General features: G+C 62.8%; 20 protein-coding genes. 10 read left to right on the forward strand and 10 right to left on the reverse strand.

Translation table 11 applies throughout. The features are described 5' to 3' along the window. Positions 1 to 63 precede the first annotated feature (63 nt). Positions 64 to 459, forward strand: coding sequence for a type II secretion system protein (locus tag BV071_RS06050; protein ID WP_035603436.1), 396 nt, complete (start codon positions 64 to 66; stop codon positions 457 to 459). Positions 460 to 631: 172 nt separating this feature from the next. After that, positions 632 to 1,063: a nucleoside-diphosphate kinase gene (gene ndk / locus BV071_RS06055; RefSeq protein WP_035603439.1), complete on the forward strand. Its 432-nt coding sequence runs from the start codon at positions 632 to 634 to the stop codon at positions 1,061 to 1,063. Between the two features lie 63 nt (positions 1,064 to 1,126). Here ndk and BV071_RS06060 read toward each other — a convergent pair whose 3' ends face one another. Both BV071_RS06060 and BV071_RS06065 read right to left on the reverse strand, forming a co-directional pair. Further along, entirely contained in the window at positions 1,127 to 1,696 is a 570-nt protein-coding gene (locus BV071_RS06060; protein ID WP_035603441.1) for a class I SAM-dependent methyltransferase, read from the reverse strand. Between the two features lie 38 nt (positions 1,697 to 1,734). Next, complete coding sequence (locus BV071_RS06065; RefSeq protein WP_035603873.1) at positions 1,735 to 2,868, reverse strand: GntR family transcriptional regulator; 1,134 nt, start codon at positions 2,866 to 2,868, stop codon at positions 1,735 to 1,737. 111 nt (positions 2,869 to 2,979) lie between these two features. On the opposite strand from BV071_RS06065, the gene BV071_RS06070 reads away from it, so the two are divergent. Genes BV071_RS06070 through BV071_RS32560 form a run of 4 tightly spaced genes read left to right on the forward strand, consistent with a single transcriptional unit; the run spans position 2,980 to position 7,734 of the window. After that, entirely contained in the window at positions 2,980 to 4,368 is a 1,389-nt protein-coding gene (locus BV071_RS06070) for a sugar porter family MFS transporter (RefSeq protein ID WP_265594123.1), read from the forward strand. An 8-nt stretch (positions 4,369 to 4,376) separates the two neighbouring features. Then, positions 4,377 to 4,874, forward strand: coding sequence for a hypothetical protein (locus tag BV071_RS06075; RefSeq protein WP_052572958.1), 498 nt, complete (start codon positions 4,377 to 4,379; stop codon positions 4,872 to 4,874). Further along, entirely contained in the window at positions 4,861 to 5,874 is a 1,014-nt protein-coding gene (locus BV071_RS06080; protein ID WP_265594124.1) for a glycoside hydrolase family 172 protein, read from the forward strand. Before BV071_RS06075 ends, BV071_RS06080 begins: the two co-directional genes overlap by 14 nt. Before the next feature lie 12 nt (positions 5,875 to 5,886). Continuing rightward, the gene (locus BV071_RS32560) at positions 5,887 to 7,734 is read left to right on the forward strand and encodes a glycoside hydrolase family 32 protein (protein ID WP_052572959.1); all 1,848 of its coding nucleotides are present in this window, start codon (positions 5,887 to 5,889) and stop codon (positions 7,732 to 7,734) included. Between the two features lie 308 nt (positions 7,735 to 8,042). Here the strand turns inward: BV071_RS32560 and BV071_RS06090 are convergent, their stop codons facing one another. From BV071_RS06090 to BV071_RS06100, 3 genes are read right to left on the reverse strand one after another with little or no spacing between them, the layout of a single operon-like run. Continuing rightward, positions 8,043 to 9,620 carry an aldehyde dehydrogenase (NADP(+)) gene (locus BV071_RS06090; protein ID WP_035603447.1) on the reverse strand — a complete coding sequence of 526 codons (1,578 nt, stop codon included), beginning with the start codon at positions 9,618 to 9,620 and terminating at the stop codon, positions 8,043 to 8,045. A 45-nt stretch (positions 9,621 to 9,665) separates the two neighbouring features. Next, positions 9,666 to 10,571, reverse strand: a complete 906-nt coding sequence (locus BV071_RS06095; RefSeq protein WP_035603450.1) for a dihydrodipicolinate synthase family protein — start codon at positions 10,569 to 10,571, stop codon at positions 9,666 to 9,668. A 30-nt stretch (positions 10,572 to 10,601) separates the two neighbouring features. After that, entirely contained in the window at positions 10,602 to 11,558 is a 957-nt protein-coding gene (locus BV071_RS06100) for a proline racemase family protein (RefSeq protein ID WP_035603453.1), read from the reverse strand. A gap of 100 nt (positions 11,559 to 11,658) precedes the next feature. Here BV071_RS06100 and BV071_RS06105 point away from each other — a divergent pair, with 100 nt between their 5' ends. After that, the gene (locus BV071_RS06105) at positions 11,659 to 12,408 is read left to right on the forward strand and encodes an AraC family transcriptional regulator (protein ID WP_052572960.1); all 750 of its coding nucleotides are present in this window, start codon (positions 11,659 to 11,661) and stop codon (positions 12,406 to 12,408) included. Positions 12,409 to 12,604: 196 nt separating this feature from the next. On the opposite strand, the gene BV071_RS06110 is transcribed toward BV071_RS06105, so the two are convergent. After that, positions 12,605 to 13,861 (reverse strand): FAD-dependent oxidoreductase, encoded by a 1,257-nt coding sequence (locus BV071_RS06110; RefSeq protein WP_265594125.1) that lies wholly within the window; start codon positions 13,859 to 13,861, stop codon positions 12,605 to 12,607. A gap of 177 nt (positions 13,862 to 14,038) precedes the next feature. Between BV071_RS06110 and BV071_RS06115 the strand changes: the two genes are divergently transcribed. The 3 genes from BV071_RS06115 (at position 14,039) to BV071_RS06125 (ending at position 16,596) form a co-directional block, all read left to right on the forward strand. After that, entirely contained in the window at positions 14,039 to 14,671 is a 633-nt protein-coding gene (locus BV071_RS06115) for an OmpH family outer membrane protein (protein ID WP_035603455.1), read from the forward strand. Positions 14,672 to 14,686: 15 nt separating this feature from the next. Then, the gene (locus tag BV071_RS06120; protein ID WP_035603458.1) at positions 14,687 to 15,196 is read left to right on the forward strand and encodes a hypothetical protein; all 510 of its coding nucleotides are present in this window, start codon (positions 14,687 to 14,689) and stop codon (positions 15,194 to 15,196) included. A gap of 230 nt (positions 15,197 to 15,426) precedes the next feature. After that, positions 15,427 to 16,596: a helix-turn-helix transcriptional regulator gene (locus tag BV071_RS06125; RefSeq protein ID WP_035603461.1), complete on the forward strand. Its 1,170-nt coding sequence runs from the start codon at positions 15,427 to 15,429 to the stop codon at positions 16,594 to 16,596. Positions 16,597 to 16,713: 117 nt separating this feature from the next. Here BV071_RS06125 and BV071_RS06130 read toward each other — a convergent pair whose 3' ends face one another. From BV071_RS06130 to BV071_RS06150, 4 genes are all read right to left on the reverse strand, one after another. After that, positions 16,714 to 19,299: a LamG-like jellyroll fold domain-containing protein gene (locus BV071_RS06130; protein ID WP_035603463.1), complete on the reverse strand. Its 2,586-nt coding sequence runs from the start codon at positions 19,297 to 19,299 to the stop codon at positions 16,714 to 16,716. A gap of 5 nt (positions 19,300 to 19,304) precedes the next feature. After that, on the reverse strand, positions 19,305 to 22,154 hold the full coding sequence (locus BV071_RS06135; protein WP_081885824.1) for an RICIN domain-containing protein: 2,850 nt from the start codon (positions 22,152 to 22,154) through the stop codon (positions 19,305 to 19,307). A 612-nt stretch (positions 22,155 to 22,766) separates the two neighbouring features. Continuing rightward, positions 22,767 to 24,068, reverse strand: a complete 1,302-nt coding sequence (locus BV071_RS06145) for a DUF1501 domain-containing protein (RefSeq protein WP_035603473.1) — start codon at positions 24,066 to 24,068, stop codon at positions 22,767 to 22,769. Between the two features lie 23 nt (positions 24,069 to 24,091). Next, entirely contained in the window at positions 24,092 to 26,011 is a 1,920-nt protein-coding gene (locus tag BV071_RS06150; protein ID WP_052572961.1) for a DUF1549 domain-containing protein, read from the reverse strand. Between the last annotated feature and the right edge of the window lie 163 nt (positions 26,012 to 26,174).

Here is a 26,174-nt window from a genome sequence, read left to right on the forward strand (position 1 = left end):
GGTGCATGCCGGGGGTCGGCCCTCTCTCAAGCCGAAACACCCTCCCTGTTCTCCCAGCGAACCATGAAAGCCACCCAAACCTCCCGCCGCTCCTCGGGCATGACTCTGCTCGAGTTAACCGTGGTAATCCTTGTGCTGCTCTCCTTGATCACGATGCTTTTCATTGGGGCGCGCTCATGGAAGCAAGGCTCTGATCGAGCCGGCTGCATCATGCTGCTCCGCAAGGGCCAGCAGGCAGTGCGGGGCTATCAGAATACCCACGCCCTCCTCGATGGGACACCCATCGACGTGAACACGGATCTGATCGGCCCGGGCAAGCTCTTGGAAGCGGCACCGCGCTGCCCCGGCGGCGGCACCTACGCCTACGGCTCCGCCATCCCGATGCCGGGAACGATGCTGATGACCTGCAGCCTCTCCGGCAGCAACGATCACGCGACCGATGCGACTGCGGACTGGTAAGTGGCACTTCCCTTTTTGAGATTTCGATCCCCTCCCAGAAATGAGACCCGCCCGGATGCTTCCGGCGCGGGTTTCTTTGTCTTGGGCAGGACAGCTGCCGCGGGTCGGGCGATAGAAAGAAGAAAGCGCCAAAAGGCTTGCCAGCACGAGGTCTGCCGCCTACCTCCCGCGCATGGCTCTTGAGACCACCCTGATCCTTTTCAAGCCCGACGCCGTGGCGAAGAGCCTCGTCGGCACCGTGCTCGCCCGCTTCGAGAAAGAGGGCTTCAAAATCCGCGGCATCAAGATGCTGTTCCTGACGGACGAGCTGCTGGCAGACCACTACTCGCACATCGCGGACAAGCCCTTCTTCCCCTCCGTGCGTGAGTTCATGCAGGAGACCCCGGTGATCGCGCTGGCGCTGGAAGGCGAAGACGTGATCGGCCGCGTGCGCGACCTGCTGGGCCCGACGGACTCCAAGGCCGCCGCCGCTGGCACGATCCGTGGCGACTTCGGCGACAAGGAAGGCGATGCGAAGATGCGCAACGTGTGCCACGCCTCCGACGGGGTGGAAGCCGCTGCCGCTGAGATCAAGCGCTTCTTCAAGGACGGCGAGGTGTTCTGAAGCGTCCCTGATTGCTAATTTTCTAGGTCCGGTATCCTGCGGGGTACCGGGCCTTTTTCGTTTCTAAGCGGCCGCTCTCACCAGGACCAGGAAAGGCGCGGGGCGAAGGGTGTCTTCGCGGCGGTGAACTTCGATGGTGTAGCGGGCTCGGTCGAGCTCCGTCGTCCAGTCCAGCACGGCAGCGCTCTCCTCGTCTCCGCCGGGGTGGCCGGGGTAGCAGACGATGAGGAGAAGGCCTCCGGGTGATAGCGCGACAAGGGCCTGCTCCAGCGCAAGCAAGGTGGTCTCGCGGAGGGTGATGAGGGCATGGTCAACACCGGGGAGGTAACCGAGATTGAAGACGACGGCCTGTGCGGAGCCGGGGGCAACGTGATCGGAAAGTGAGGCGTGAGAGCCATGGACGAGGGTGACGCGATCCTGGACTCCGGCGGCTGTTAGACGGGCGCGGGTGGAGTCGATGGCTTCCTTCTGGATGTCGAAGGCAATGACGCGACCGCTCGGGCCGACCTGATTGGCGAGGAAGAGGGTGTCGTGGCCATTGCCGGATGTCGCGTCGATGGCCAGATCGCCCTCGCAGAGGATCGCCGCCAGTTCGCGATGGGCTCGTTGGGTGGGGCGTTCGGGTGCAGACATGGCAGCGAGCCTGAAGGGCAATTGCGTAGAGAGCGACTCTAACGACGCCGCTGGGCAAGGTAGGCGCCGCAGCTTTCGCGGACGACGAGGCGCGGGGTGAGCATGATGGTCCGGGCCGGCAAGGCGGGCTCGACGAGGCGCTCCTTCATGGCGTGGAAGGCGGCAACTGCGATGTCGCGGCAGGGCTGCTCGTTGGTAGTGAGCGGGACTGTCAGGAGGCTAGCGAAACGGACGTCGTCGAAGCCGACGACCCGGAGGTCATCCGGGACTTTAATGCCGAGGCGGTTCAGGGATTGCAGGAGGAGTGCGGCAATGTGGTCGCTGGTGCACATCACGGCATCGTACTTGCGGCCTTGGGCGAGGGTGCGGACGAACTTGAGATCCCCCGGGTCGCCGGCGTGGACGAAAGGTTTGGGCAGATCGAGGTCATTGTTGAGCATCGCGATCTTCGCTCCGGCGATGCGGGCATCAACGGTGGAGGCGGTGAGCGGCTTGGTCACGAAGGCGATGCGGCGCATGCCGAGCTTGATCAGGTGCTCGGCGAGCTGGTAGCCGCCGGCGAAGTTATCCACGCCGACGAGATCAAAGTCGGCCCGGGAGGGAAAGGCTCCGAGGTCGCGGTCTAACAGGACTACCGGGATGCCTGCCTGGCGCAGTTTGGCGACGATACGGCGGTTCGCGGTCTCGCGATCGGCACGATGTTCGAAGGGCACGAAGAAAACTCCGGCCACGCCGTGGGCGATGAAGCGGTCGCAGAGTTCCTCGGCCTCCGCGACCGTCATGCTGGATTCGCCGCTGATGGCGGTTGGCGAATTCCACCAGAGACTGATGTCGTGAACCCGGGCCAAGCTGGAAATCTCGCCGCAAATCGCCTCGAAGATCTCGGTATGGCGGAGACTAGGGATGATCATGCCGATCTGCGGTCCTGAGGGCCGCACGTTGCGCAGGCGCTCGTTGGTCTCCGAGACGTAGGTGCCCGAGCCTGCACGGCGGACGATCAGGCCTTCATCTAACAGATCGCGCAGGGCCCGGCCGATGGTCGGCCGTGAGACGTCGAAGCGCTTCACGAGCTGGGCCTCGCTGGGCAGGCGACCGCTGTTGCGGTACTTGCCGGCGACGATCTCGGCAGCGAGCTCGCGCGAGATGGCGCGGTGTTTGGGCGGGGCATCCATCGGAAAAGCAGTCAGGTCAGCTTCACAAGCAGTCATGACTGCTTTCCATCCATGCTGTCAGATCCGCCATTCCCTTGCCAGCGGGAATTCGAGGAGAGTCATGGAAACCCAATGAGCATACCGATTGTCGAGAGTGGCCCCGTGGCGGGAGAAGAGAAGGTCCGGATCTCCCCTGCCCTGTTAGGCGCGACCATGGCCGGTGCGCTAGGCGGCTTGCTCTTCGGTTTCGACACGGCGGTCATCTCCGGCTGCCAGGCTCAATTGCAGCAGGTCTTCGCCCTGAGCACGAACGAGCAGGCCTTCATGACTGCCTCCGCCCTGATCGGGGCCACGGTGGGCTCGCTGGCCGCGGCCAGGCCGGGCGACCGCTGGGGCCGCCGCGATACCCTGAAAGTGGCGGCCGCCTTCTATCTCCTGTGCGCGATCGGCTGCGCTTTCGCCAACGGCTTGTGGATGATGGTGATCGCGCGGATTCTGGGAGGTCTGGCGGTCGGTGCCACCTCTGTGCTCTGCCCGATGTATCTGGCCGAGATCGCCCCGGCCTCCTGGCGGGGACGTCTGGTAGCCTGCTTCCAGGTGAACATCGTGATCGGCGTGCTAGTCGCTTACCTGTCGAATCTCCTGATCGGGAAGATGGACCTCGGCGATGTGGAGTGGCGCTGGAAGCTCGGCGTCCAGGCATTGCCCTCGCTCGCCTTCCTGATCTGCCTCTTCTTCATCCCGCGCAGCCCGCGCTGGCTGATGATGACCGGCAAAGAAGAGGAGGCCGCCAAAGTGCTCGGCAGGATAGGCGTCTCGAATATCACAGGCCAGATGAGCGCGATCCGCGAATCGATCCATGCCGAGGGCAGCAGCCGTTCCGCGCCCTTGTTCGTCGCCGCTCACGCCAAGCCGGTCTTCCTCGCGATCGCGGTGGCGATGTTCAATCAGCTCGGCGGCATCAACGCCCTGTGGTACTATGCCGATCCGATCTTCGCGATGGCAGGCTTCAACAAGGAGCAGAGCGCTTTCCAGACCTTCTTGCTCAGTGTCGTTAACCTCGTCGCCACGCTGGTTGGCATGGCGATCATCGACAAGGCGGGTCGCAAGCCGCTGCTAATCTGGGGCACCGTTGGCTGCGGCCTCGCGCTTGCGATGGTAACGTGGATTTTCAGCGGCGGTGGCAATGGCAGCATGTTGTTCTGGCTGCTCGGTGGCTTCGTGATTTGCCACGCCTTCGGCCAAGGCGCGGTCATCTGGGTATTCATCAGCGAGATCTTCCCCACCGAGGTGCGGAGCAAGGGCCAGACCCTTGGCAGCTTCACGCATTGGTTCATGGCGATTGTGACCACCTATGGCTTCAGGCTCGTGGCGAAGCCCCTCGGCGAGTCCGGAGCAGGCCTGCCCTTCGCGTTCTTCGCTGCGATGATGCTGGTCCAGCTCTTCGTGGTGGCACGGTATTTCCCGGAGACCAAGAGAGTCGCCCTTGAGGAAATGGACAAGAAGATCAAAGCGAACTGAAGCGAGCGATGGCGCACGATTGGCAAACTTTCACGGTCCGGGTGCTACAAGGGCACCGCGTGGCCTCGGGCCTCAATGGCAACCCGCGCTTCCCCGGCGGCACGCTGCGGATGCAGGCACCCTTCTTCCGGGAGCTGGGGGTGGATCTGGATGACTTCTATCCGGGCACGATCAATGTCAGCCTTGCACCGCAGCGCTATGTGGTGCGGCAGGCGCGGCATACCTTCCGGAATCTGAAGTGGCACCCGGTGGAACCGGCGGAGGATTTTTCCTTCTTTGATATCCGCTTGCTGCTACCGGGGCAGGAGCCTCTGGAAGGTTTCGTCTACTACCCGCACCCGGAGACCAAACCGGAGCACTTCCAGCAGCCGGATGTGTTAGAACTGCTGCTACCGAAAGTGGAAGGGCTGCACTACGGCATGGAGCTGACGCTTCAAGTGCCGGAGGAACAGATGGCGATCGAGGAAATAGCCCCCACCATTGTTCATGGCGATGAAGCGAGGTAGGACATTGGGCTGCCTCGCTGCCTGCCTGCTCCCGTTGGCAGGCGGGAGCGCTGAAGCGCAATCGACGGCGGATCTGTTCCGGATCACAGACGGGATCTCGGCGACGCAGACGAACTTCCATCAGGCATCGGTGCCCAAAGGTGGAGAGACCTTGCTAGCAGAATTCAAGGGGCCGGGAAAGATCACCTATTTCTACATCACCGATGATACTGTGGGCCGCTGGTATCCGGGCCTGCTCTTGAAGATCTATTGGGATGGCGCGACGGAGCCCAGTATCCAGCTGCCGCTGGCTGACTTCTTCGGTGCGATCGGCGGTAAGTCAGTCGATTACCAATCGGCGCCGATGCAGATCAACCTGGCATGTTTCGCGTGCTATCTGCCGATGCCCTTCTCCAAGGGCGCGCGCTTCGTACTGGCAAACGATGGCGACCGCGACTATTCGCAGAAGCTGGCCTATGGGATCGATGCCGAGCAGGACGCGGTCTTCGCCAACGAGAAGAGCCGCCTGCACTGCGAGTGGCGGCGCAGCAACCCGGTCAAGGATGGGCTGCACACGATGTTAGAGGCGAAGGGCCGCGGGCAATATGTCGGCTGCTTCTTACAAGTCGTCTCGCGGGACCTGCCGGTTTGGTTCGGTGAGGGCGATACGATCTTCCACCTCGACGGCAAGTCCTTCGGTCACACGCCGGGGACGGAGGACGAGTTTGGCTCCTGCTGGGCCAGCGCCAAGTGGCCGACCTTTTCCTCGCCGTATTGTGGTCATCCGATGAACGAAAACGGGGTGAACCGGATGTATCGCTGGTATGTCGCGAATCCGGTGCGGTTCCAGTCCGGACTGAAAGTCGAGATTCAGAATCAACACGACAACGGCAAGCCCGCGACGACGGATGCCGATGACTACACCAGCGTGGCCTTCTGGTATCAGGAAGGGCCTCATGCTGTGGCAGCGCTGCCAAGTTTTGCCGAACGCCTCCGCCCAAGCTTCTCCAACGCCAAGTAAACTCTCTTCTCCATGAATCCATTCCGCTCCTCTGTGCCAGCCCTCTTCCTTTGGTCCTCGGCATGCCTCGCCCAGGACATCGCGCTCACCGACTTCAAAGGCAGCGGCTACGGAGACTGGAAGGCGAGCGGGAATGCCTTCGAAGGCGGTCCGGCCCGCGGCGAGACGATCAAGAAGCTGGAGATCGAGAATGCCGGGGACGGCGCAGCGGTTATCACGAGCGAGATGCAAGGCGATCAGCCGCGGGGCTTCCTTGCTTCTCCGGAATTCACGATTTCGCGGGATTTCATCTCATACAGTATCGGTGGCGGTGATTACGAGCGCCACACCTGCATGAACCTGATGGTGGACGGCAAGATCGTGCGCAGCGCGACGGGCCGCAACAGTGACCATCTGCGGGCAGCCAGCTGGGATGTGCGGGAACTGCGCGGGAAGCGGGCCCACATCGAGGTGGTGGACCGCGCGAGCGGTCAATGGGGCCATGTGAATGTGGGGAAGCTCTCGCAAACCGATACGCCCGAGGTCTATCCGATCACGGCAGGCAAGCTCTATGAGGAGGCGTTGCGGCCGCAATTCCACTTCACGGCGCGGCAGTGGACAATGAACCGGCTGAATCCCGGGATGCGCCAGGAAGGCTGGATCAATGACCTGAATGGCATGATCTACTATGACGGCGAGTATCACATGTTCGCCCAGCGCTGGAACAAGTGCTGGCTCCATGCGGTGACCAAGGACCTGGTGCACTGGGAGGAGCTTGAGCCAGCTTTCTGGGAGGATGAACTCGATGCCGGCGTGCAGTCAGGGACCTGCGTGATCGACTACAAGAATACATCGGGGCTTTCACCCGATCCCAGCAAGCCGCCGATGATCGCATTCTGGTCGGGCGCGGATAACAAGAGCCAGGGCATGCACTACAGCCTCGACCACGGCCGAACCTGGGAGGCTTACGAGAAGTATCCCTACATGGTCTTCCCTGAGCGGGATCCAAAGGTCTTCTGGTATGAGCCGGGGAAGCACTGGGTGATGTTCCTCTACGGCGGCGGGAAGTATCACATCCTGACCTCGCAGAATTTGTTAGAGTGGAAGGACGAGAAGAAGCCCATTTCGGACAGCTTCGAGTGCCCGGATTTCTTCGAGCTGGCGCTGGATAGCGACCCGAACAAGAAGAAGTGGGTGCTGGTGCATGCCGACGGGAAGTATTCCTTGGGCAGCTTCAATGGGACGGAGTTCAAACAAGAGGGAGCCCAGCTGACGGGGGACATCAATGAGCCGGTCTTTTACGCGACGCAGAGCTTCGCGAATGTTGAAACGGGCGATAACCGCCGGATCCAGATGGTCTGGATGCGCGGAGCCAACTTCCCGGGCATGCCCTTCAGCCAGCAGATCAGCTTCCCCTGTGAGCTGACGCTGCACAGTACTCCGGAAGGCCCGCGGATCTTCCGCAAGCCGGTGAAGGAGATCGAGAAGCTGCACGCAAGTGAGGCGAAGGTGGAACGGCGCAACCTGGCGAAAGGCGAGGAGCTGGAGCTGGCGACGAAGGGAGAACTCTTCCACGTCAAGGCGGAGGTGGAGATTCCGGAGGGTTCGAGGCTGTGCTTCAACCTGCGGGGTGTGCCGCTGATTCTCACTGCAAAGGGGATTCAGGTCGGCAATACCCACGGGTCGGCGATTGGCAAGGTGCAGACCTTGGAGATCCTGCTCGACCGCGCTTCCCTGGAGGCCTTTGTGAACGAAGGGGAGATCTCCTCGACGAACAACTGCTTCCCGGCGAAGGAGGGGATCTCGGTGAAGGCGGAGGGAGGACCGGCGACGGTGAAGTCGCTGGTGGTGCATGAGCTGAAGTCGATGTGGGGGAAGTGAGGAACCGCGAAAAGCGCCTCGACACAAGCAGACGACACTTTCGCGGAGGTATTGTTGGATTTCAGGGCCAGAGGCCCGGGCGATACCAGCCTGGGCCAACAGCCCAGGAAGTCGTGGACGAGAGATGCAAGGGCTGAAAACCCGCCCTAATCGGACGCGCTTCAGCACACCCTGCGTGACGCTTGTTGGATCGGGCCTTCAGCCCTCCAAATTGGACGAATGCCTTTCCTAGGCCGTTGGCCTAGGCTGGTATAGTTCGGGCCGTTGGCCCTGAAGAGGCCCGCTCCCACCCAGTGGACACCTGGTGACTAGCGACCGAGCTCCCCATCCACCATCCGCCAGATGCCGAGCGGATTGCCATCCTGCAGCTCCGGCGCGAGGCAGGAGTCGGGGAAGGACTGGTAGCAGACGGCGCGAACGAAGCGGTGGATCGACATGGTGCCGACCGAGGTACTACGACCGTCGGAAGTGGAGGGATAGGGGCCGCCGTGGACCATGGCGTGACAGACTTCCACGCCGGTGGGGAAGCCGTTGAAGATGACGCGACCGGCCTTATTGGCGAGAGACTGGACCAAGGAGGAATGAGCGGTGAGCTCGGCCTCAGTGCCGTGGATGGTGGCGGTGAGCTGGCCTTCGAGTTCCGGGATCGTCGCTGCGATTTCTTCCAGCGTGCCGCGAACGATCAAGGCAGCAGGACCAAACATTTCCCCTTGGAGGAGATCCTCTTCAAGGAAGCGGCGGACGGAGACCGAAAACACGGCGGCGGCACCGGGGCCATTGCCATTCGGAGCCGCGCTGCGGGCAATCGTCTCCACGCCGGGGGTACCGGCGAAGGCCTCGACCGCGTCAACGTAGGCCTTGGCGATCCCCTCGCTGAGCATCACGCCAGGCATCGAGGTGCCGACGAGTTGCTTGAGACGATCGAGGAAAACGAAGCCGCTTCCCTCCGGCAGAAAGATCAGCCCGGGATTGGTGCAGAACTGGCCGACGCCAAGTGTCAGAGAATTGAAGAAGGCTTCCGCAAGTGCCGCTTCGCCGCGCTCCAAGGCACCCGGAAGGATGACTACCGGATTGACCGAGCTCATCTCCGCATAGACAGGAATCGGCTGCGGGCGGCTGGCGGCGGCCTTCATGAGGGCCGTGCCACCACTGCGCGAACCGGTGAAGCCGACCGCTTGGATGACCGGATGCTGGACCACCGGGACGCCGACCGCGCGACCACCGCCGTAGAGCAGCGAGAAGACACCTTCCGGCATGTTGGTCACCACTGCGGCACGCATCACCGCTTGAGCGACGATCTCCGCGACGCCGGGGTGCGCGTGATGCGCGACCACCACGACAGGGCAGCCCGCGGCGAGGGCAGCCGCAGTATCGCCGCCCGCGACCGAGAAGGCCATCGGGAAGTTGCTGGCGCAGAAGACTGCCACCGGGCCGAGCGGGCGTAGCATGGAGCGGATATCCGCCTTCGGCAGCGGCTGGCGCTCAGGCTGGGCTTTCTCGATGCGGGCATCGACCCAGGAACCTTCCTCGATCAAGGCGGCGAAGAGTCGGAGCTGGCCGGTGGTGCGGACAGTCTCACCACGCAGACGGGCATCCGGTAGGCCAGTCTCCATCACACCACGTTCGGCGATATCATCCACCACGCCCTCGATCTGCTCGGCAATGGCGCGCAGGAAGGCCCCGCGCTCCTTGCCGGAAAGCGCCGAGTAAGCCGGGAAGGCGGCAGCGGCCAGATCGATCGCTTGGTCGACTTCTTCCGGCGTCGCGGAGAGATAGACCGGTTCGAGCTTGGCACCACTGGCGGCGTGGACCGCTTGGCCCGCTGCGGTAGAGCCGGTGCCGCGAGCGTAGCCGATGACCGAGGTGCCGGAGAGAGTGGATTTCATGAAGGAGACAGAAGGCAGGAAGACCGAAGACGCAAGACTAGAAGCTTACACTGCAGGAGCAGTGGCGATGGCCTTCTCGATGATCGCGGTGGCATCGGCCAGCTCCTTGCCTTCGAGTTCGAGGCGCGGCGGGCGGACGCGGTTGTTGCCGAACTTGCCGCCGCTGGCGAGGTTCTGCTGCAGCTTGATGAGCTGGACGAACTTCACCACGGTATCCATGCGCAGCATCTCGAGCATCCAGGTGTAGATCGGCATCGCTTCCTCGACCTTGCCGCTGGTGCCGAGGTCCCAGAGCTTCACGTTGTGCTTCGGGAAAGCACCGCCCACGCCGGTGATCCAGAACTTCGCGCCCATCGCGGCACCTTCCAGCGCGCAGTCATCCACTCCCACGCCAAGCGCCAGGCGATCGCCACAGAGCTCGCGGATACCGGCAATGCGGCGCGCGTCGGTGGAGGATTCCTTCACGGACTCTACGTTCGCATGCTCGTCCGCCAGCTCCTTGATGTGCTTCGGCGTGAAGTCGGTCTTATACGCCACCGGATTATTGTAGATGATGCAGGGCAGATCGGTCGCGGAGATCACGGCGGACATGTGCGCCTTCATCTCGCGCCAATCGGAGGCGTAGAGGTAGGGCGGCAGGACCATCAGACCGCGGCAGCCATTGTCCTTCGCGGCCTTCGCGATATCGACCGCCTCCTTGGTGGAGAGCGATGCCACACCCGGGATGATCGGTGTGCCCGGCAGGGCTTCCACATACATCTTCTGCAACCCCACCTTCTCCGCGAAGCTCAGCGTGGCACCCTCGCCGAGCGAGCCATGGCAAACGATCGCGGTGCAGCCGTTCTCGACCAGCCACTTGCCGTGCTCGGCCATCTGGGCGTGGTCGATCGTCAGATCGGCGTTGAACTGGGTGAGGGTGGCGGGCATGACGCCCTTCCATTCGATGCTCATGATATCGGTCGGTGCTTGGTGGTTGTTAGATCAGATCGGGCTGGGAATGCCGTGACGGAAAGGATCGGAGGGATCGAAGAAGTAGATGGACTCGCCATTGACCCAGGCGCGGCCGGTGACGTGCGGGATGACCTTGCCGTCCGGCAGCTCTTCCACGCGGCCTTCGAAAACGGTGTCGAGGATGCTGGCCTGCTTCCAGATCTGGCCGGGCTTCAGCTTGCCGGCGGCGTGCAGGCTGGCGAGCTTCGCGCTGGTGCCGGTGCCGCAGGGCGAGCGGTCGTAGGCCTTGCCCGGGCAGAGGACGAAGTTGCGGCTATCGGACTTCGCCGGATCCGAGGGCGGGCCGAAGGACTCGATGTGGTCGATCTCCATCCCGTTCGCACCCGTGATGCCTTGATCTTCGAGCGCCTGGCGGACGGACCAAGTGAAATTTGTTAGAGCCTCCAGGTTCTTGAAATCCACCGCCGGCCCCTGGTCCTCGATCAGGAAGAACCAATTGCCGCCCCAGGAAATGTCACCGGTCACAGTCCCCCACCCCGGCACTTCCACCGCCACTCCGGTGGCGAGGCGGTAGCTCGGGACATTGGCCACGGTCACGGAGCCATCCGGGTGCAACTTGGCCACCACCACGCCCACCGGCGTATCGATGCGGTGCTCGCCCGGGGCAATTCGCCCGAGATGCGCCAGAGTCACCGCCAAGCCGATGGTGCCGTGGATGCACATGTTCAGCGTGGAGACATTGTTGAAGAAGATCACCCCGCAGCAGCAGTCCGGCTCGTGGGGCTCCACCAGCAGCGCGCCAACCATCGCCTCGTGGCCACGCGGCTCGTTGCAGACGGCGCTGCGCAGCCAGTCATGCTCCTCGCGCATGCGGCGGGCCTTTTCCGCGAGTGTGCCATTGCCGAGATTCGGGCCGCCCTCGATGACCACGCGGGTGGGCTCGCCTTCGGTATGGGAATCAATGACACGCAATCGCGGGGAACTCATGGGTAGCGCAAGCAGAATAGCCTCAAGGTCTAGGCGAAAGCACTAGCACCGGCCCCCGAATCCGTATAGGCAGGCGGTGCTAAGATCTCCGGAGAAAATCATGACTCCCGCAGCCCGGCTCCGCAAAAGTTTCTTCGAGTCCCTGGACGGAATGCCGCCGGTGGACAGCCTCTTCGACGCGGTGCCTGACATCGTGTTCTTCGTGAAGGACATCCACGGCCGCTACATGGCGGTGAATGAGACCCTGGCAAGCCGCTGCGGGCTGAAGGACAAGGAGAGCGCCATCGGGCTCACCGCCGAGCAGCTTTTTCCGCCGCCGCTCGGCGAGGGCTTCGCCTCGCAGGACAAGGAGATTCTCAAGACCGGCCACGGCATCCGCGATCACCTGGAGCTGCACCTTTATGCCGGCGGCCGGCGCGGCTGGTGCCTGACCTTCAAAGAAGCCGTGCGTGGGAAGGATGGCAGTATCATCGGCGTCTGTGGAATCTCGCGCGACCTCCATGGCCCGCACGACCGGCAGGAGGACTTCGCGGCGATGTCGAAGGCGATCGATCACATCCATAAGCATTTCGAGGAGCCGCTGCGCCTGCCACAGTTGGCGGAGATGGCGGGATTGTCGGTCTATCAGTTCGACCAGCGAATCCGCGCACTCTTTCACGTGACCGCCGGGCAGTATCTGGTGAAGGTGCGGATCGATGCAGCTTGTGATCGCTTGGCGCAGACGGAGGAGGTGATTGCGCAGATCGCGCTGAGCTGCGGGTATTCGGATCAGTCGGCGTTCTCAAGGCAATTCAAGCAGGCGGTGGGGATCAGCCCGCTGGCTTACCGGAAGAAGATGCAGGGGAACTGATGGCGGCGTAGCCTCCCTCGGGCTGCTGAGATGATTCGCAGCTTTTGAGTGAAGGGTGAGGTCGGCAGTTGGAGTGGGATGGGGCGATCCTAGCGGGCCGCTTCCGCACGCCTGAGATGCATGATCCACCTTGCACTCGAAAGCTGCGAATCATCGCAGCAGTCCGAGGGCCTGCGGCTTCACTTGGGTGGACCACTCAGGCAAACCTCTCCAGCCCCATCTGCCCGATCGGACGGAACGGAGCCTCCCCAGCTAACAGATCCGCGACCAGCCTACCGCTGACCGGACCAAGACTCAGGCCCATCATCGCGTGGCCGCCGGCGACGATCAGATTCGGCAGTCGCTTGCTGCGCCCGAGATACGGGATGCCGTCCGGAGATACCGGTCGCAGACCCGCCCATGGCTTCACGCTCTCGAAGTCTTTCTCGGAAAACTTCGGATAGTAGGCATTCACCGACTTGATGATTCCCCTCACCCGCGGCGCGTTGATCGAAAGATCCAGCCCACCCACCTCCATGGTGCCGGCAAAGCGCAGCTTCCCATCCATCGGGGTGATCGCGACCTTGGCCTCGACGAAGATTGAGCAGATCTGCGGGAGCTCCGGCGGCGTGGGCATGGTGAGTGAGTAGCCTTTGCCTGCTTGCAACGGCAGCTTGATGCCCACCTTCTCTAACAATTCGGCCGTCCACGAGCCGCCGGCGATCACGAATTCCTCGCCCTCGAAGCGCCGGCCGCCGCCGCTGAGCGCGGTGATCTTGCCGCCCTTGGTCTCGATCGAATCAATGGTCACGCCGCTGGCGAACTCCGCGCCGAGTGCCGCCACCCGCTTGCGCAGCGAGGCCATGAAACGCACCGGTTCCAGATGGCAGTCCTGCGGGAAATACACCGCACCGGCGATGTCCATGGTGATGTCCGGATCGAGTTTCGCGGCGGCCGCGGCGTCCACGACTTCCGCTTGCAGGCCGATCTCGCGGGCTTCCGCGCCGACCTCCGCTTCCTCATCCAGGCCCTTGGCCGTTTTGCAGAGCATCAGCATCCCCCGCTTCTGCAGGCCGATGTCTTCCTCGCCATTGAGCTCCTCGAAGAGGCGGCGGCTCTCCAGATTCAGGTCGCGCAGCAGCTCGCGGGTGGCCGCCACGTGCTTCGCATTCGAGTGCTGGTAGAAAAGCCAGCCCCAGCGAGCGAGTCCGAAATCCACCCGCGGGCGCACATAGAAAGGGCTCTCCGGAGTGAACATCCAGCGCAGGCCCTTTGAAATCATGCCCGGGGCAGCCAGCGGGATGAAGTGACTCGGCACGATCATCCCGGCATTGCCCATCGAGCAATTGTCGCCGCCCGCCGCCTCGCGCTCGATCACCGTGACGGAAAAACCGCGTTTGAGCGCGTAGTAGGCGGAGCACAGACCGATCACCCCGCCGCCGAGAATGACCACGCGGTTGTTGCGAGGGTTCACGGTGCCATCCTAGCCGCGCGGTCTTGCCGGAGTCTTCAGCAAACGCTCGGGAAACGCGGCATCCCTGGGCAAATCGCCGGGTGACCCCGCCCGAAGCGCCCCCACAGCGCTTTTTTCGGGGCGCTGGACAGCCCCCGGGGGGCCGTGCATCATCCGCGCCCGGAGATGATAAGAAGCTTGGTCGCCCCCCTTGCACTGTCCGCGCTGACGCTTTCCGCCAGCGCCGCGGCGCCGCGAGTCGCGACCGTGAAGGTGAACGACATCCTCCTGAAGCTCGATAGCACCGCCAAGGCCAACGAGGACTACAAGGCCAAGCGCGAGGCGATCGCCAAGGACAAGCGCAAGGTGGCGCTGGATGAGATGATGGCAGACCTCGAACTGCGCCGCAGCAAGCTCAGCGACGCCAACGCGAAGATTGACGAGGAGACCCGCAAGAAGCTGCTGCGCGAGTACATGCTCAAGCAGCAGGAAATGAAGTCCCTCCAGGAGGAGTATCAGAATTTCAGCGCGGAGAAGCACCAGGCCCTGAACACGGAAATGGTGGCCAGTATCCGCGAGCGCCTGACCTTGATTAACGGCACCGCCGAAAAAATCGCCAAAGAGGAAGGCTTTGATTGGGTATTCGACAGCTCGGGAATCTCGAATACCGGTGTACCGCTGATGCTCTACGCCAAGACCCCGAACGATCTCACCGAGCGGGTAATCGCCGCGCTCGGGGCGACTAAACCGCCCGAAGCGACCAAACCGCCTGAGGCTCCCAAGCCTCCGGAGAAAAACGATAAGAACGATAAAAAGCCCACGCAGCGCTGACCATTCAAACCAACCATGGATATCTGGGAAAACATCAATTGGTATTTCGTCGGTGGCCTCGGGACCGGACTTGCGGTCGCCGCCGCCGCGTGGAAGTCGGGCTTCTCCGCCCGCCGTCGCTTGGGCAAGGACATCCGCAAGCTGGAGAATGAACTCCGCGAGCTGCAGGGCCACCTGAATACCCAGCTCAAGATCAACGCCCAAGGCAACGACAGCATCCAGAAGGATCTGGATGAGCAGAAGCGCCAGAACGAGAACCTGCGTGTCAGCCTCGCCAGCCTGCAGAACAAGCCGGGCAAGGCCGAGCTGCGCCACGCGCAGATCACGGAAAGCGCCGTGCGGCTGATGCGCGAGCAGGCTCCGGGCTTCGCACCCGCATGGGAAAAGGCCATGCGTCAGGCGGAAGGCGAGCTGGAGGCCGGCGAGAGCGGGCTCAAGAAGCTGGTCCGCCGGGTGATTCCGGGGATCGGCATGGGCTCCGCGGGCGCTGCCCACAGCGGCGCGGCCCAGGATTCTGAGCCTTGAGACCATCCCGGGGGCTACTCGGGTAAAGGGGCGGAGCCGGATTCCCGGCCTCCGCCACGATCGCCTGTGTTTGGTTTCTTGAGGCTTATGACTCGGAGGCCCCGCCATTTGGCCCGCTTGGCGCTCGAAAAAGTTGAAAAAATGTCGTTCCCGGCGGTTGCCATCGGGGTGCCGAACGGTTGACTCTCATCAGGTCACTCGTTGAGTAGCCCCAACTGCGCCGTCAAAACATGTCCAATAGTGCCGATCACGATATTCTCACGGTCCTCGATGCCGCCGGTCCCCAATGGGCCGAGTTGCAAGCGTGGAAGGTGGTAGCCGTGGAATCAGCTACGAATGGCGCGATCACGCTGAATGGACCGGCTTTCGTTTATCGCTGGGAAAACGGCCTCGGCCCGGTGAAAATCTCTTTCTGGCCTGAGCAGGAAGGCCGGATCCCGAATGGCCCGGGCCACCTGCTCGCGATCGAGCCGGGTCTGGGAACGATCCGCCTGAAGCTGCCCGGCCGCGAGCCGATGGTCGTCGGCGCGGTGGATCCGGTGATTTACCAGCAGATCGGCGAGTTGACCGGCGAGGCCCAGTCCGCCCACCAAGGCCACTCGGGCGAACGCTGGTCTCGCGATCTGGTGATCGTGGCAGCCGCGATGCGCTTGGCTGCCCTCACGCGCGAGGCTGCGGCTGCTGCCGCTGGTCCGGACCGCGGGGCGAAGCGCTCGCCGCGCAAGGACCAGCTTGTCACCCAGCTCCACGAGTGGTTGCGGCCGAACTTGGAAAAGTCGGTCAAACTCGGCGACGCTGCCAAGCGCTTCAGCAAGAGCCCGCGCCAGCTCATCCGCATTCTCAAGGAGACCACCGGGGCCGGCTTCGCCGAGCACCTGACGATGCACCGCCTAACCCTCGCCCGTGCCCTGCTCATGCGCAGCGGCCAGTCGGTGATGGATGTGGCGCGTGCCTCCGGCTTCAACAGCCGCGAGCAATTCATCCGCTCCTTCAATAAGGCCTTTGGCTGGACACCCCTGCAGTTCCGCAAGGCGTGGAACCAAGCCGCACTCAGCGATGCCGAGCTGGCTGAGCTGTGCCAGGTTTCCGAGCGCTCGAATGTCGAGTGGCTGCCGGTTGGTGCCGTGGCCTCGAGCCCGGACGAAGATCACGAAGGCGAGCCTCACACCGTGGTGGTGGCGAATGCCCTGCATGAGATCGTCGAGCTCTTCTGGGTTACGCCGCAGGGCAAGCGTGCACGGATTGATGTGCTGGAGCGCGGCGGCATGGTTTTCGTGAACCGCGACAATGGCGGATCTTGCTGGATCGTGCGCTCCCCCGGGTCCGGCCGTGAGCGTTACTTCCGCACTCCAGATGACCACGCGCTGGCGGTGGTGACTGCGGCGACGATGGATGGTTGATGGCCGACTCGGCGGCGATCCTTCCAGTGCTCCATTGCTGGATGCGTCTGGGTGCCCGCGGGGAAGGCCGCTGTGGAGTAATCAGCTCCAAGCGGCCTGTTACGACGAGCCCCCTGTTTACGGAAGGTGGATCTGCAGCCGGTAGATCCCCTGCTCAGCCGGGGCCGTCGAATCCGTGACCTGCACGGTGCCATCCGTGGTAATCGGCCCCAGCGACTGGACCTCTTGCCAAGCATTGGCAACCGCGGCCATGCGCTCGACGGTGTAGGACTTGCCGGTCTTACCCTCGAAGGCCAGTACCACCGGTGCTACTGAGACCACCCGCAAGCGGGCGACACTGCTTGCAACTGTGGGATCAGTGCCCGCCACATACTCGTCGAAGTTGGAGACACCGTCGCCATCGGAGTCGGCATCGGCGGCAAATTGCGCAGGGCTTCCGTAGAGCGATTCCCAGGAATCGGGCAAGCCATCGGCGTCCGTGTCCGGCTGCGGCTGGAGTGGCGGCGGAGTAAGCGTGGCCGCCACATTATCGATCACGGAGGTATTGAGGATGGTGGTCGAGCCGCTGGCGACCGCCAGTCCCACGTAGTAGCTGCTCGCCATCGTCACCGTGGCGCTGCCGATGGTCGTCCAGGTGCTTCCATCGGTGCTGCGCGAAGCGGTGATCGTGCTGCCACTACGCGCGAGCCGCACCCACAGGTTTGGCGCGGTGCCGCTGCTGCTATTGGTGGTCGTCACCGAGCCACCGGTGAGCGTGCGGCGCTCCCAGCGCCAAGCCCCGGAACCATTGACGGTGAGGGAAGCCATCCGCGCATTCGCGGCCAAGGTATCGCGTATCATGATCCCGATCCGGCCATTGGTCCCGGTATTCTGAAGTGTGCTGACCCGGGCCACGATCGAGCCATTGGCACCGAGGGTTTGATAAACGTAGCGGAAGTTATCCGAGAGGCCGCCAATGGTCCCCGCTCCTTTCAAGGTATGTGCCGCGGCGAAATACTCCGCGCTCCCTTGCAAACCGGGCGAGCCGATATCTCCCGTGAGCCAAGGCGAGGGATAGGGCGTGATCGAGACATTGTCGAAGGTTGTCGTTCCCAGCGTCGCGCTATTGTGACTGCTCACGGCGAGGCCAACAGACAGGCTGGCGGGCAAGGTGATCACCGAGGTGCCGACCTGCGTCCACGAGGTGCCGTTGGCGGAGACGTAGGCGGTGACCAGTGTGCCACTCCGGGTCAAGCGGACCCAGTTGTTAGGCGCAGCATTCAGCGCCGGGCCAGCGGTGGAAGTGGTGCTGCCAGAGACCACAGTGCGGCGTTGGAAGGTGAAGCCATTCGCGGGAGTCACGGCGACCAGCGCATTCACCGCACCGGTGCCGCTGCCATCGCGAATCATCACCCCGGCCTTCGCCAAGGGATCGGTATTCGTCTGGGAAGTCACGCGGGCACGGATCTCCCCATCCCCCGCCAAGGTCTGCCAAGCGAAGTGGAAACCATCCGCGACACCGCCGATATCCGCACCAGAGCCACTCACGGTGTAAGTGCCGGCATTCTCCGAGGCATTGCCCGCGATGCCGGGTGAGCCGATGTCCGCTGCAGTCCAGCCTCCGGGCAGCGGGTTCACCACGGTGATGTTCAGGGTGGCCTCGGTATAGAGCCCCTTCGAATCGGTCGCCCGGACGGTAAAGGCATTCACTCCGGCACTGCCATAGGGCGGAGTTCCTCCCAAAATTCCATTGGTAGCCACCGTCAACCAGCTGGCGCCGCCGCTCTTGCTGTAAGTGATGCTGTCGCCTGCGTCGATGTCGCTCGCGGTGCCGGCAATCGTGCCTGAATAGGCGCTGGAGGTCGTCGCGTTCGGCCTGCTGATCGGATTGGTGGCGAAGGCCGGGGCGTGGTTGTCGGAGGTCAAAACCTCGGGACCAGCCTGGTAGTTGCCGAGCACCTGCTGGGCATTCAGGGCGTAGTCGTAGCTACGGAATTCGTCGTAAGTCGCATCCGTGTTGCTATCGGCAGCCCAGTTCGAGCGACCGAGCCAGACGTTCAGGTCATCGAGCGTGCTGGGACCGAGCAAAGTCGACACCGATGCGATCTGCGTGCCGTTCTTGTAGAGCTTCCAAGCGGACGCGGCGGACTCGTAGGTCGCGACCAAGTGCATGCGGGTGCCAATCGTGGTAGCGCCCGCGATATCCTGCTGGCCGCCGCCGACCAGATTGATCCCGCCTCGCTCGAAGCGGATGGTGTTGGAGGTTCCGGTATTGGCGGTGACGATCAGGTAGTCCGAGCCATTGAAGGTGCCGCCGGGAGCGGTGACCTCATCGATCGAGTTGTTGCCGAAGTCGAGGATGCGCGACCAGTTCTGGTTGCTCTGCACGGTGACCCAGACCTCGTAGCTCGCCTCATTGAAGCCGGGATACATTTCCGCGGAGCCGGAAACGGAAGCATTCGGCAGGTCAATGTAGGCTGCAGTGGTGGAGGTGCCACCAGTGAGCCGGACGCCGCTGCCATTCGAGGAGGCGCCGGCACCACGGATGAATCCGTGCGCGGTGCCGATCGAATCCGTGATCTGGGCTCCGGCAGCGAGAGCACCGCTGGCATTGTCAAAGCGGTAGCGGTGTTTCGGCCCCACGGTGAGCGATTGCTGAGCATGGGCCGTCGGGACCAGAAGGGAGGCAAAGGCCGCAGCGGCGAGAAAAGGGAAGGTTTTCATGGGTTTCAGAGGTCGGAGTCGATGAAGCGCCATTGCTGATTGTTACCGCCGAGATAGGTCCATTGCTGGATGTCCGACCCGGCCGCAGCACTGCCACCGTTGACGTCGAGCGCCATCGTAGGAGCATGCACGGGACTGAGCCTCACGAAGCCCATACCGGTGGAAGTGAAGGTGAACTTCTGATGGCTGGCCCCAGTGTAGGGTTGAAGCACCGCCTTGGCGCCGTCGGCCGTGCTGGCCCCTTCGATCGTCAGAGTCAGGCCAGGCTTGCCCGTCGGGTAGATCCTGAACTGTCCGCCGCCAAGATTCTGGGTTGTCCAGCGCTGCCAGTCGCCGCCGCCCCAATACTGCTGCTCGACCTTGGTGCCGGCACTGTCGCCACGCCCTCGCAGGGCCATCGTAAGGGTCGGGGCATGGCGCGGGATCATGCGGTAGTTGCCGTCGTTGATCCCGATCAAGTAGGGCTCCCACTTCTCCTCATCACCGGCGAAGTCCTCATACTGGATCACGTCACCGTAGTTGCCGCCCGCGGTATCGGCAGCGAGCAATTGGTTGGTGCCCTTGTGACGGAGCTTGAGGTAACCATCCCAGGAATTGAGCACATCCCAGCGCTGGGCATCGCCGCCATTCCAAGTCCATTGGATAATCTCGTTATAGTTCCCTCCGCCATTGTTTTGGACATCCAGGAAGAGATCGGTCGAGCCGTTGCGCTTGAAGCTGTAGGTGCCGTCGCCGTTGCGCTGGGCGATCCATTGCTGGTTGGTGGCCCCGCTGTAGGCGGAGATGGTGGGCTCATTCCCGGCGGTCAAGTTCGGCGAAGTCAGGGCTTGGTTGAAGCTCTTGTTACGGAAGGCGTAAATACCCCCGTTCACCAACTGCCTGTAGCCATGGTTGTAAGCTGCGGGAAAATCCACCTTCACATACATGTGGTGCGGCCAGTCGGTCATCATCCGGCCGGCGGTGGTGATGGAGATGCCGGATGCGGAATCCGTCCAAGTCTGGCCTTGGGCGAGCGGAGCATTCCCGGTGCCGTCGTTGGTGTTGTTGAAATCGAGCACGTGGGAATCCCCGAAGCGCTCGCCGTTCGCGGCGATGATGTAAGCACCCGTGTTGTAGTTGCCCTGCGGCACGCCGTCGCCACGGAACATGACCCACAAGTCGAGATCGTTATCGCGGGTGATCTTTAGAACCACGGGCTTGGTCCAGTCGCCCCAGCCATCGAACTGGTTGATGCGGTAGGTACCCGAGTGAGTGACCGGGACCACCGCAGTATCTGGTAACCAGCCAAGGAGGTTTTTGTAGTAGGCGTTGTAGTCGCTGAAGCCGCTGGTGCCCCAGGCGTTGCCCATTGGATCGCTGTCGTCGCCGTATTCCACGTGCCAACGGCCACCCGAGAGCGGATCGTTGTCGTTGGACTGCCAAGAGTTTGCGTGGGGCAGCCAGAAGACGTGGCCGTATTCGTGAATGAGAAGCCGGTCGGACGCATTGCCATTGCACCAGATGGCCCCTCCCCCACCCCAGCCGGCGGCACCGCCACTGACGAAGCCATCGTGGACGATCGTGCGGCAGGAGAAGCTATCGGGGTTGTAGCCGAGGGCGATGGCGGCGTTGCGCGCATCGTTGAGAATATCGCCCCAGTAGTTGCCATTGTCGTAGGTGCCCCGGTTGCGCGGCATGCGCAGCACCGGCGTGATAGTCGGCGGCGAAAGCTGCGACTTCCCGTAAGAGAAGCGATTGATCATCCAGCCCACGGAGTTGACCTGATCCGTGAGGTACTGCTCGTTGAATCCGTTGTAGGGATAGTCAGGGAAATCGACCCGCATCACGATCATGGTGTTGGTCGCCTGGGTCAGCCACGCGGGCGGCCTGCCCGGATAGTCGGCGCTGCCATTCACCCCGCTGGAGGAAAGTGAGCGCGGCTGGTCTGCATCCGCCGTGATTGCCTGGACCGCACTGGGAGCCGACATCATCTGGCGTTCCAGACGCTCCATCCGGGTCTCGAAGTCCTCCGCGCAGAAGGGGCAGCAGAGCTGGTAGCCGTGATTGCCCACCAGCATGGTGGGGACTTCCGCCACCGGAGTTTCCTTGGTGACGGGATCGGGTGGGACCACGGTGACACCGCCGGTCACGACGCATTCCTCGGTGGTTTCAGCGGCGCTTTCACCTGCCTCCATCTTCCGCACCGGGCTGTCCAGGATAGCTAGCTGGCCATCGAGCGTGATGCCGTGGATCGAGATGTCCTTCAGCGAGGGAGTCAAAGCACGGTCGCCATAGCGGTAGGCTTGGAAAGTCCGTCCGCCGACGTGGGCCTGCTCGATGGTCGGGATCACCTTGTTCTCGCCCGGGCCGGCGATGCCCATCACACGGAAAACATCGCCGCGATCGGAGACCCGCTCCTCAAGCAAATCCTGCACGGCTTGCGGCAGTTGCTGGCGAACGATGACCGGCGGCGTGTTCGCGATCGCCTCGCGGGGATTGTCGCGGATGAGTTGGACCATCAGCTCACGGCGGGCCTTAGCCAACCCGACGCCCTCGGCGCTCATGCTGGAACGAGCCCCGGGGGCCGCATCGAGATACTTGCGGGACCATGCGGCGAAGGACGCGAGTTCGGCGCGCGGGGAAACTTCCCAGGTGCTGCCGAAGAGCTCGCGATCGGGCACATGCTTCTCAAGCTTGCCTTGGGCCAGCACCGGCCCCGTTGCATCCGCTATGGCGGGGACGGCTGGACTGGCGGGAGAAGTGGAGGTGGAAACAGCATCCACTGGTGGGCGCTGCGAGATCCACCAACTGATTGCGGTCGCTGACACTCCGACGGCCAGGAGGAGGGCGACGAGTCTTGGGTTTGATCGCTTCATGATCGGCTACGATGAAGTCCGCAACCCCGCGAGGCAGGCAGGCGCTACTACTCCAAAGGCAGTGGCAATCCGCGTGGGGGAGGACTCGACTTGGGTTCGGCTATTGGAGGCGCTTGGGACGCCCCCATATGCACGAAATCATAGCATGGCGGGTGCTTGTAAGGATCTACGCCTATTGGTATGATTACGACACAACAGCACAGTCGGATGTCATACAGGAATGGCGCGATCCGCAGCCTAACAATGGCCCCGAAGCTTGATACTACAGCGAAAATTTATTTCACACGGCTGGCAGGAATCCTTTCCTAGGAGTGCTCCGAATGCGCATTATTCCGTATCGGGCAAGCCCTCAGCGCGGGCGCAGGATCAGGACCGAGGACTTCTTCACGCGGTAGATCACCATTGGCTTCGGCGGGGCCCTGGCGGCGTGCTTAGCCAAAAAAGATGTCACTTTTCGGAAGGCAGCGGCGGATATATGGAGGCGACTCATCATTCTCCTGCCATGACAATCCCCGGCTCATGCTTGCCTCAGCGGGCATGAGCCGGGGGCAAAAACACAAAGCGCGTGTCCCCTGGCGGAGACACGCGCTGTGAAATGATCGAAACCCCGGGTCAGGCGAAGAGGTCCGCTACGGGGACGCCCTTGTCGGCGAACTTGAAGGGGCGGCCCGAGGGCGACATGACGGTCAGGTCATGCGGCACGCCGAGGGCGTAGGCGATGGTGGCATTGAAGTCCTGCGGGGTCACCGGCTTGTCCTTCACGCGGGCACCGCTCGGATCGGTCTCGCCATACTTGAAGCCACCCTTCACACCGCCACCTGCCAGCAGGCAGGAGAAGGCAGCCGGGTGGTGGTCGCGGCCGTCGTTGTGCTCGCTCTTGATTTCCGGCGTGCGGCCGAACTCGGTGGCCACGACGACCAGCGTGTCCTTCAGCATACCGCGCTTCTCAAGGTCCTTGAGCAGACCGGCATAGGCACCGTCGAGCTCCTTGCAGCGGGCTTCCACCGACTTGAAGTTGTCGTAGTGGGTGTCCCAGCCGCCGAGCTGGACTTCCACGAAGCGCACGCCGTGCTCCACCAGGCGGCGGGCCAGCATGCAGCCCTGGGCGAAGCGGCCTTCGCCGTAGATGGCGCGGGTCGAGGCGGGCTCGTCATTGATATTGAAGGCCTTCAGGTCCTTGCTGTTCATCAGCTTGATCGCTTCCTGATAAAGCTCCTCGTAGGACTTCACATCGGCGTTCTGATACTTGCCGTGGAATTGCTTATTGAGGCGATCCGCCAAGGCCAGGCGGGCGTCGAAGTCGGTTTGAGAAACGGCGGCCGGACGCTTGGAATCCTGCAGGCCCTCGGTCGGGCTGCCGATCGGAGCGGCTGAGAACTTCGCGCCGAAGAAACCGCCGCCGGAATACTCCGCGGAGGAGTCGATCGCCACGTAACCCGGGATCTCCGGATTGAGACGACCGCCCAGCTTCATGACCCAGGCGCCGATCGAAGGATGCTTCACCGTGCCACGCATGTCGTAGCTGGTGTGCATGATGTAGGTGCCCTGCTCGTGCGCGCCCTGGCGGGAAGACATCGAGTTCACCACGCAGACCTTGTCCATGACCTCCGCGGTCTTGGGCAGCCACTTGCCGACCATAATGTCGGTGGCCTTGGTCGGGATGACTTCGGTCTTGCCCATCACTTCCTTCTTCTTCTTGGGATCGAAGGTGTCCAGATGGCTCATGCCGCCGGACATGAAGAGATAGATGACGCTCTTCGCCTTGGCCGTGGCAGCAGGCGCAGTGCCCGCGGCTCCGGCGATGCTCGAACCGAGCATCGGGAACAGATTCACGCCGAGATACATCTTGGCGGCATTCGAGATGAAGCTGCGGCGGGTCAGCTCGTCAAAGCGGTTGAAATCCGAGGAATTCATGATTTCGGAAGGGGTAACTGGGTTTATTGCAGGAACAGGAATTCAGAAGACATCACGAGGGCAGAGACGATATTGCGGACCCCGTTCTCCTTGGATCGCTTCAGCTCGTCCTTCATCCAGCCCATCTCCTCGGTGCTAGGAGTGCGGTTGAGGATGGTCACGTAGAGGCGGCGGACCTTCTCCTCATCGGTAGTAGCACCTTCGAGGCTCTTGTAGAGGGCCGCGCCGGTGTTGTTCACGAGTTGGTTCTGGACGAAGCCATTCATCAGCGAGAGCACCTGGCCAACGTTCGGCTCGCGGCTCGAGCCATCGACCACCACGCGGTCGGACTGGCCGAAGAGGTAGAGCAGGTGCTCGCGCGGTGCCGGGCTCGGCAGCTCGGAAGCGCGGACGGCGGCATCCTTGCCATAGCGGTTGACCTTGCCGGACATGCCCATCATGTCGCTATTGCTGCTGCTACCGCTGGCACCGCCGGTGCGGACCTCGCCGAGGAGCTTGTTGAAGTAGTCGCGGACCTTCTCTTCGCTATCGAGGGCCAGCACCTCCTTGGAGACCTGGACCATGTTCTTCTTCCCGACCAGGACCGGCTTGTTGTTCACGTAGATCCGGTCGTCGAGGCTGCGCCGCGGGAGCTTGTCCGGATCGCCGCCTGCCAGGGTGATGAGTGAATCCCAGAGCTGCTCGGCCGAAAGGCGGGTGAGCTGGCGACCGTGGAAGTCATCGCCGCCCGGAACCGAGGACGGCTGCGGGTTCGGCACGAACTGGAAGGTCTTGGTATTGAGCAGGACCTTCTGGAAAGCATTCAGATCGTAGTCGAGCTCGACCATCAGGCTGATCAGACCCGCCATCAGCTCGGGGCTCTGCAGATCCTTGGTCGGCTTGTATTCGTCGGCGGGCTCGTAGACGCCGCGGCCCATGACCCGCTTCCACATGCGGTTGGCGGCCACGGAGGCAAATTGCTCACCGGTCTTGGTGGTGACCCAGTCGGCCAGCTCCTTGCGGCCATCGCCCTTGTCGTGCTTCTCCGACATGCGGACCGTCTTGCCGAAGGGAGTCTTGGCCCCGATCATTTCGCCGGGGGTGCCATCGCGGTATTGGTAGTCGCTCGGCAGGGCGATCTTGCCCTCGCCGGTACCACCGAGGCTCAGGCCGTAAACGCCATCCCACATCACCTGGGCGACCTCGTAGTCGACCGAGTTGCGCTTGGTGGCATCGCCCAGCTCGTCCCAGAGATCCTTCATCAGGTTCTGGCGATAGGAATTCTGCCCTGCCGTGAAGGCGGCGAGTTCGAAGAATTCGTGGCGCTCGGTGCTCTTGTTGAAGGGATCATCGTGGCACTGCGCGCACTCCATCCGCGAGCCGAGGAAGACGCGCATCGAGTTCGCGAGATTGTCCAGCGGCATGCCGCGGTCGCGGGTGTAGTAGCCCACCGCCGCAGTATTGGGATCCCAGCCGTCGCCCACGGAAGCCAGGAGCGCATTGGTGAACTGATCCCAATGCATGTTGTTCTCCAGCGCGGTGCGGACCCAGTTGCGATAGGGTTCGAAATTGCCCTGGAAGCCCGGGCGGCTATCGGTCACCCGCAGCAGGTCGAAGGCCCAGTTGGTCATCGTGCTGGAATAACCCTTCGACTTCATCAGATAGTCGATCAACTGGGTGCGCTTGGCGGGATCCTCAATCTCCAGGAAAGCCCGGGCCTCTTCGCCGGTCGGGATGCGGCCGATGGCCACCAGGAAGGCGCGGCGCAGGAAGGTCGCGTCATCGGTCACCGCCGGCACATCCAGCTTCTGGCGCTTGTACCAAGCAGCTACGTTGGAATCGATGGCGAAGGCGGCCTTCTTGATGAAGGCGGGGTCGTCCGCTTTGGCGGGTTTTTCCGCCGCGAAGCCGAGGGGTGCGCCAACCGTGAGGCAAGCAGCGACAACGCAAATATGGGCTTTCATGGGTTTAGTCTGATAATCTAGGCAGGGCTCAGGAATGCGTCAACCAGCCAGCCGGACAACAGTTGCGCTCCAGCAAAACCCTACCGCCGAAACAAACGCTGTCTTACATCTTTCGTTTGAGATGCCAAGCAAAGTCGAGGCGGCAAACGGAGCGTCACGGTTG

Source organism: Haloferula sp. BvORR071, assembly GCF_000739615.1.
Lineage (GTDB): Bacteria > Verrucomicrobiota > Verrucomicrobiia > Verrucomicrobiales > Akkermansiaceae > Haloferula.

Excerpts from the sequence above, each read along its gene's own strand:
- BV071_RS06050 (WP_035603436.1), top strand. The coding sequence starts at position 64 with ATGAAAGCCACCCAAACCTCCCGCCGCTCCTCGGGCATGACTCTGCTC.
- ndk (WP_035603439.1), top strand. The coding sequence starts at position 632 with ATGGCTCTTGAGACCACCCTGATCCTTTTCAAGCCCGACGCCGTGGCG.
- BV071_RS06060 (WP_035603441.1), bottom strand. The coding sequence starts at position 1,696 with ATGTCTGCACCCGAACGCCCCACCCAACGAGCCCATCGCGAACTGGCG.
- BV071_RS06065 (WP_035603873.1), bottom strand. The coding sequence starts at position 2,868 with ATGGATGCCCCGCCCAAACACCGCGCCATCTCGCGCGAGCTCGCTGCC.
- BV071_RS06070 (WP_265594123.1), top strand. The coding sequence starts at position 2,980 with ATGAGCATACCGATTGTCGAGAGTGGCCCCGTGGCGGGAGAAGAGAAG.
- BV071_RS06075 (WP_052572958.1), top strand. The coding sequence starts at position 4,377 with ATGGCGCACGATTGGCAAACTTTCACGGTCCGGGTGCTACAAGGGCAC.
- BV071_RS06080 (WP_265594124.1), top strand. The coding sequence starts at position 4,861 with ATGAAGCGAGGTAGGACATTGGGCTGCCTCGCTGCCTGCCTGCTCCCG.
- BV071_RS32560 (WP_052572959.1), top strand. The coding sequence starts at position 5,887 with ATGAATCCATTCCGCTCCTCTGTGCCAGCCCTCTTCCTTTGGTCCTCG.
- BV071_RS06090 (WP_035603447.1), bottom strand. The coding sequence starts at position 9,620 with ATGAAATCCACTCTCTCCGGCACCTCGGTCATCGGCTACGCTCGCGGC.
- BV071_RS06095 (WP_035603450.1), bottom strand. The coding sequence starts at position 10,571 with ATGAGCATCGAATGGAAGGGCGTCATGCCCGCCACCCTCACCCAGTTC.
- BV071_RS06100 (WP_035603453.1), bottom strand. The coding sequence starts at position 11,558 with ATGAGTTCCCCGCGATTGCGTGTCATTGATTCCCATACCGAAGGCGAG.
- BV071_RS06105 (WP_052572960.1), top strand. The coding sequence starts at position 11,659 with ATGACTCCCGCAGCCCGGCTCCGCAAAAGTTTCTTCGAGTCCCTGGAC.
- BV071_RS06120 (WP_035603458.1), top strand. The coding sequence starts at position 14,687 with ATGGATATCTGGGAAAACATCAATTGGTATTTCGTCGGTGGCCTCGGG.
- BV071_RS06125 (WP_035603461.1), top strand. The coding sequence starts at position 15,427 with ATGTCCAATAGTGCCGATCACGATATTCTCACGGTCCTCGATGCCGCC.
- BV071_RS06130 (WP_035603463.1), bottom strand. The coding sequence starts at position 19,299 with ATGAAAACCTTCCCTTTTCTCGCCGCTGCGGCCTTTGCCTCCCTTCTG.
- BV071_RS06135 (WP_081885824.1), bottom strand. The coding sequence starts at position 22,154 with ATGAAGCGATCAAACCCAAGACTCGTCGCCCTCCTCCTGGCCGTCGGA.
- BV071_RS06145 (WP_035603473.1), bottom strand. The coding sequence starts at position 24,068 with ATGAATTCCTCGGATTTCAACCGCTTTGACGAGCTGACCCGCCGCAGC.
- BV071_RS06150 (WP_052572961.1), bottom strand. The coding sequence starts at position 26,011 with ATGAAAGCCCATATTTGCGTTGTCGCTGCTTGCCTCACGGTTGGCGCA.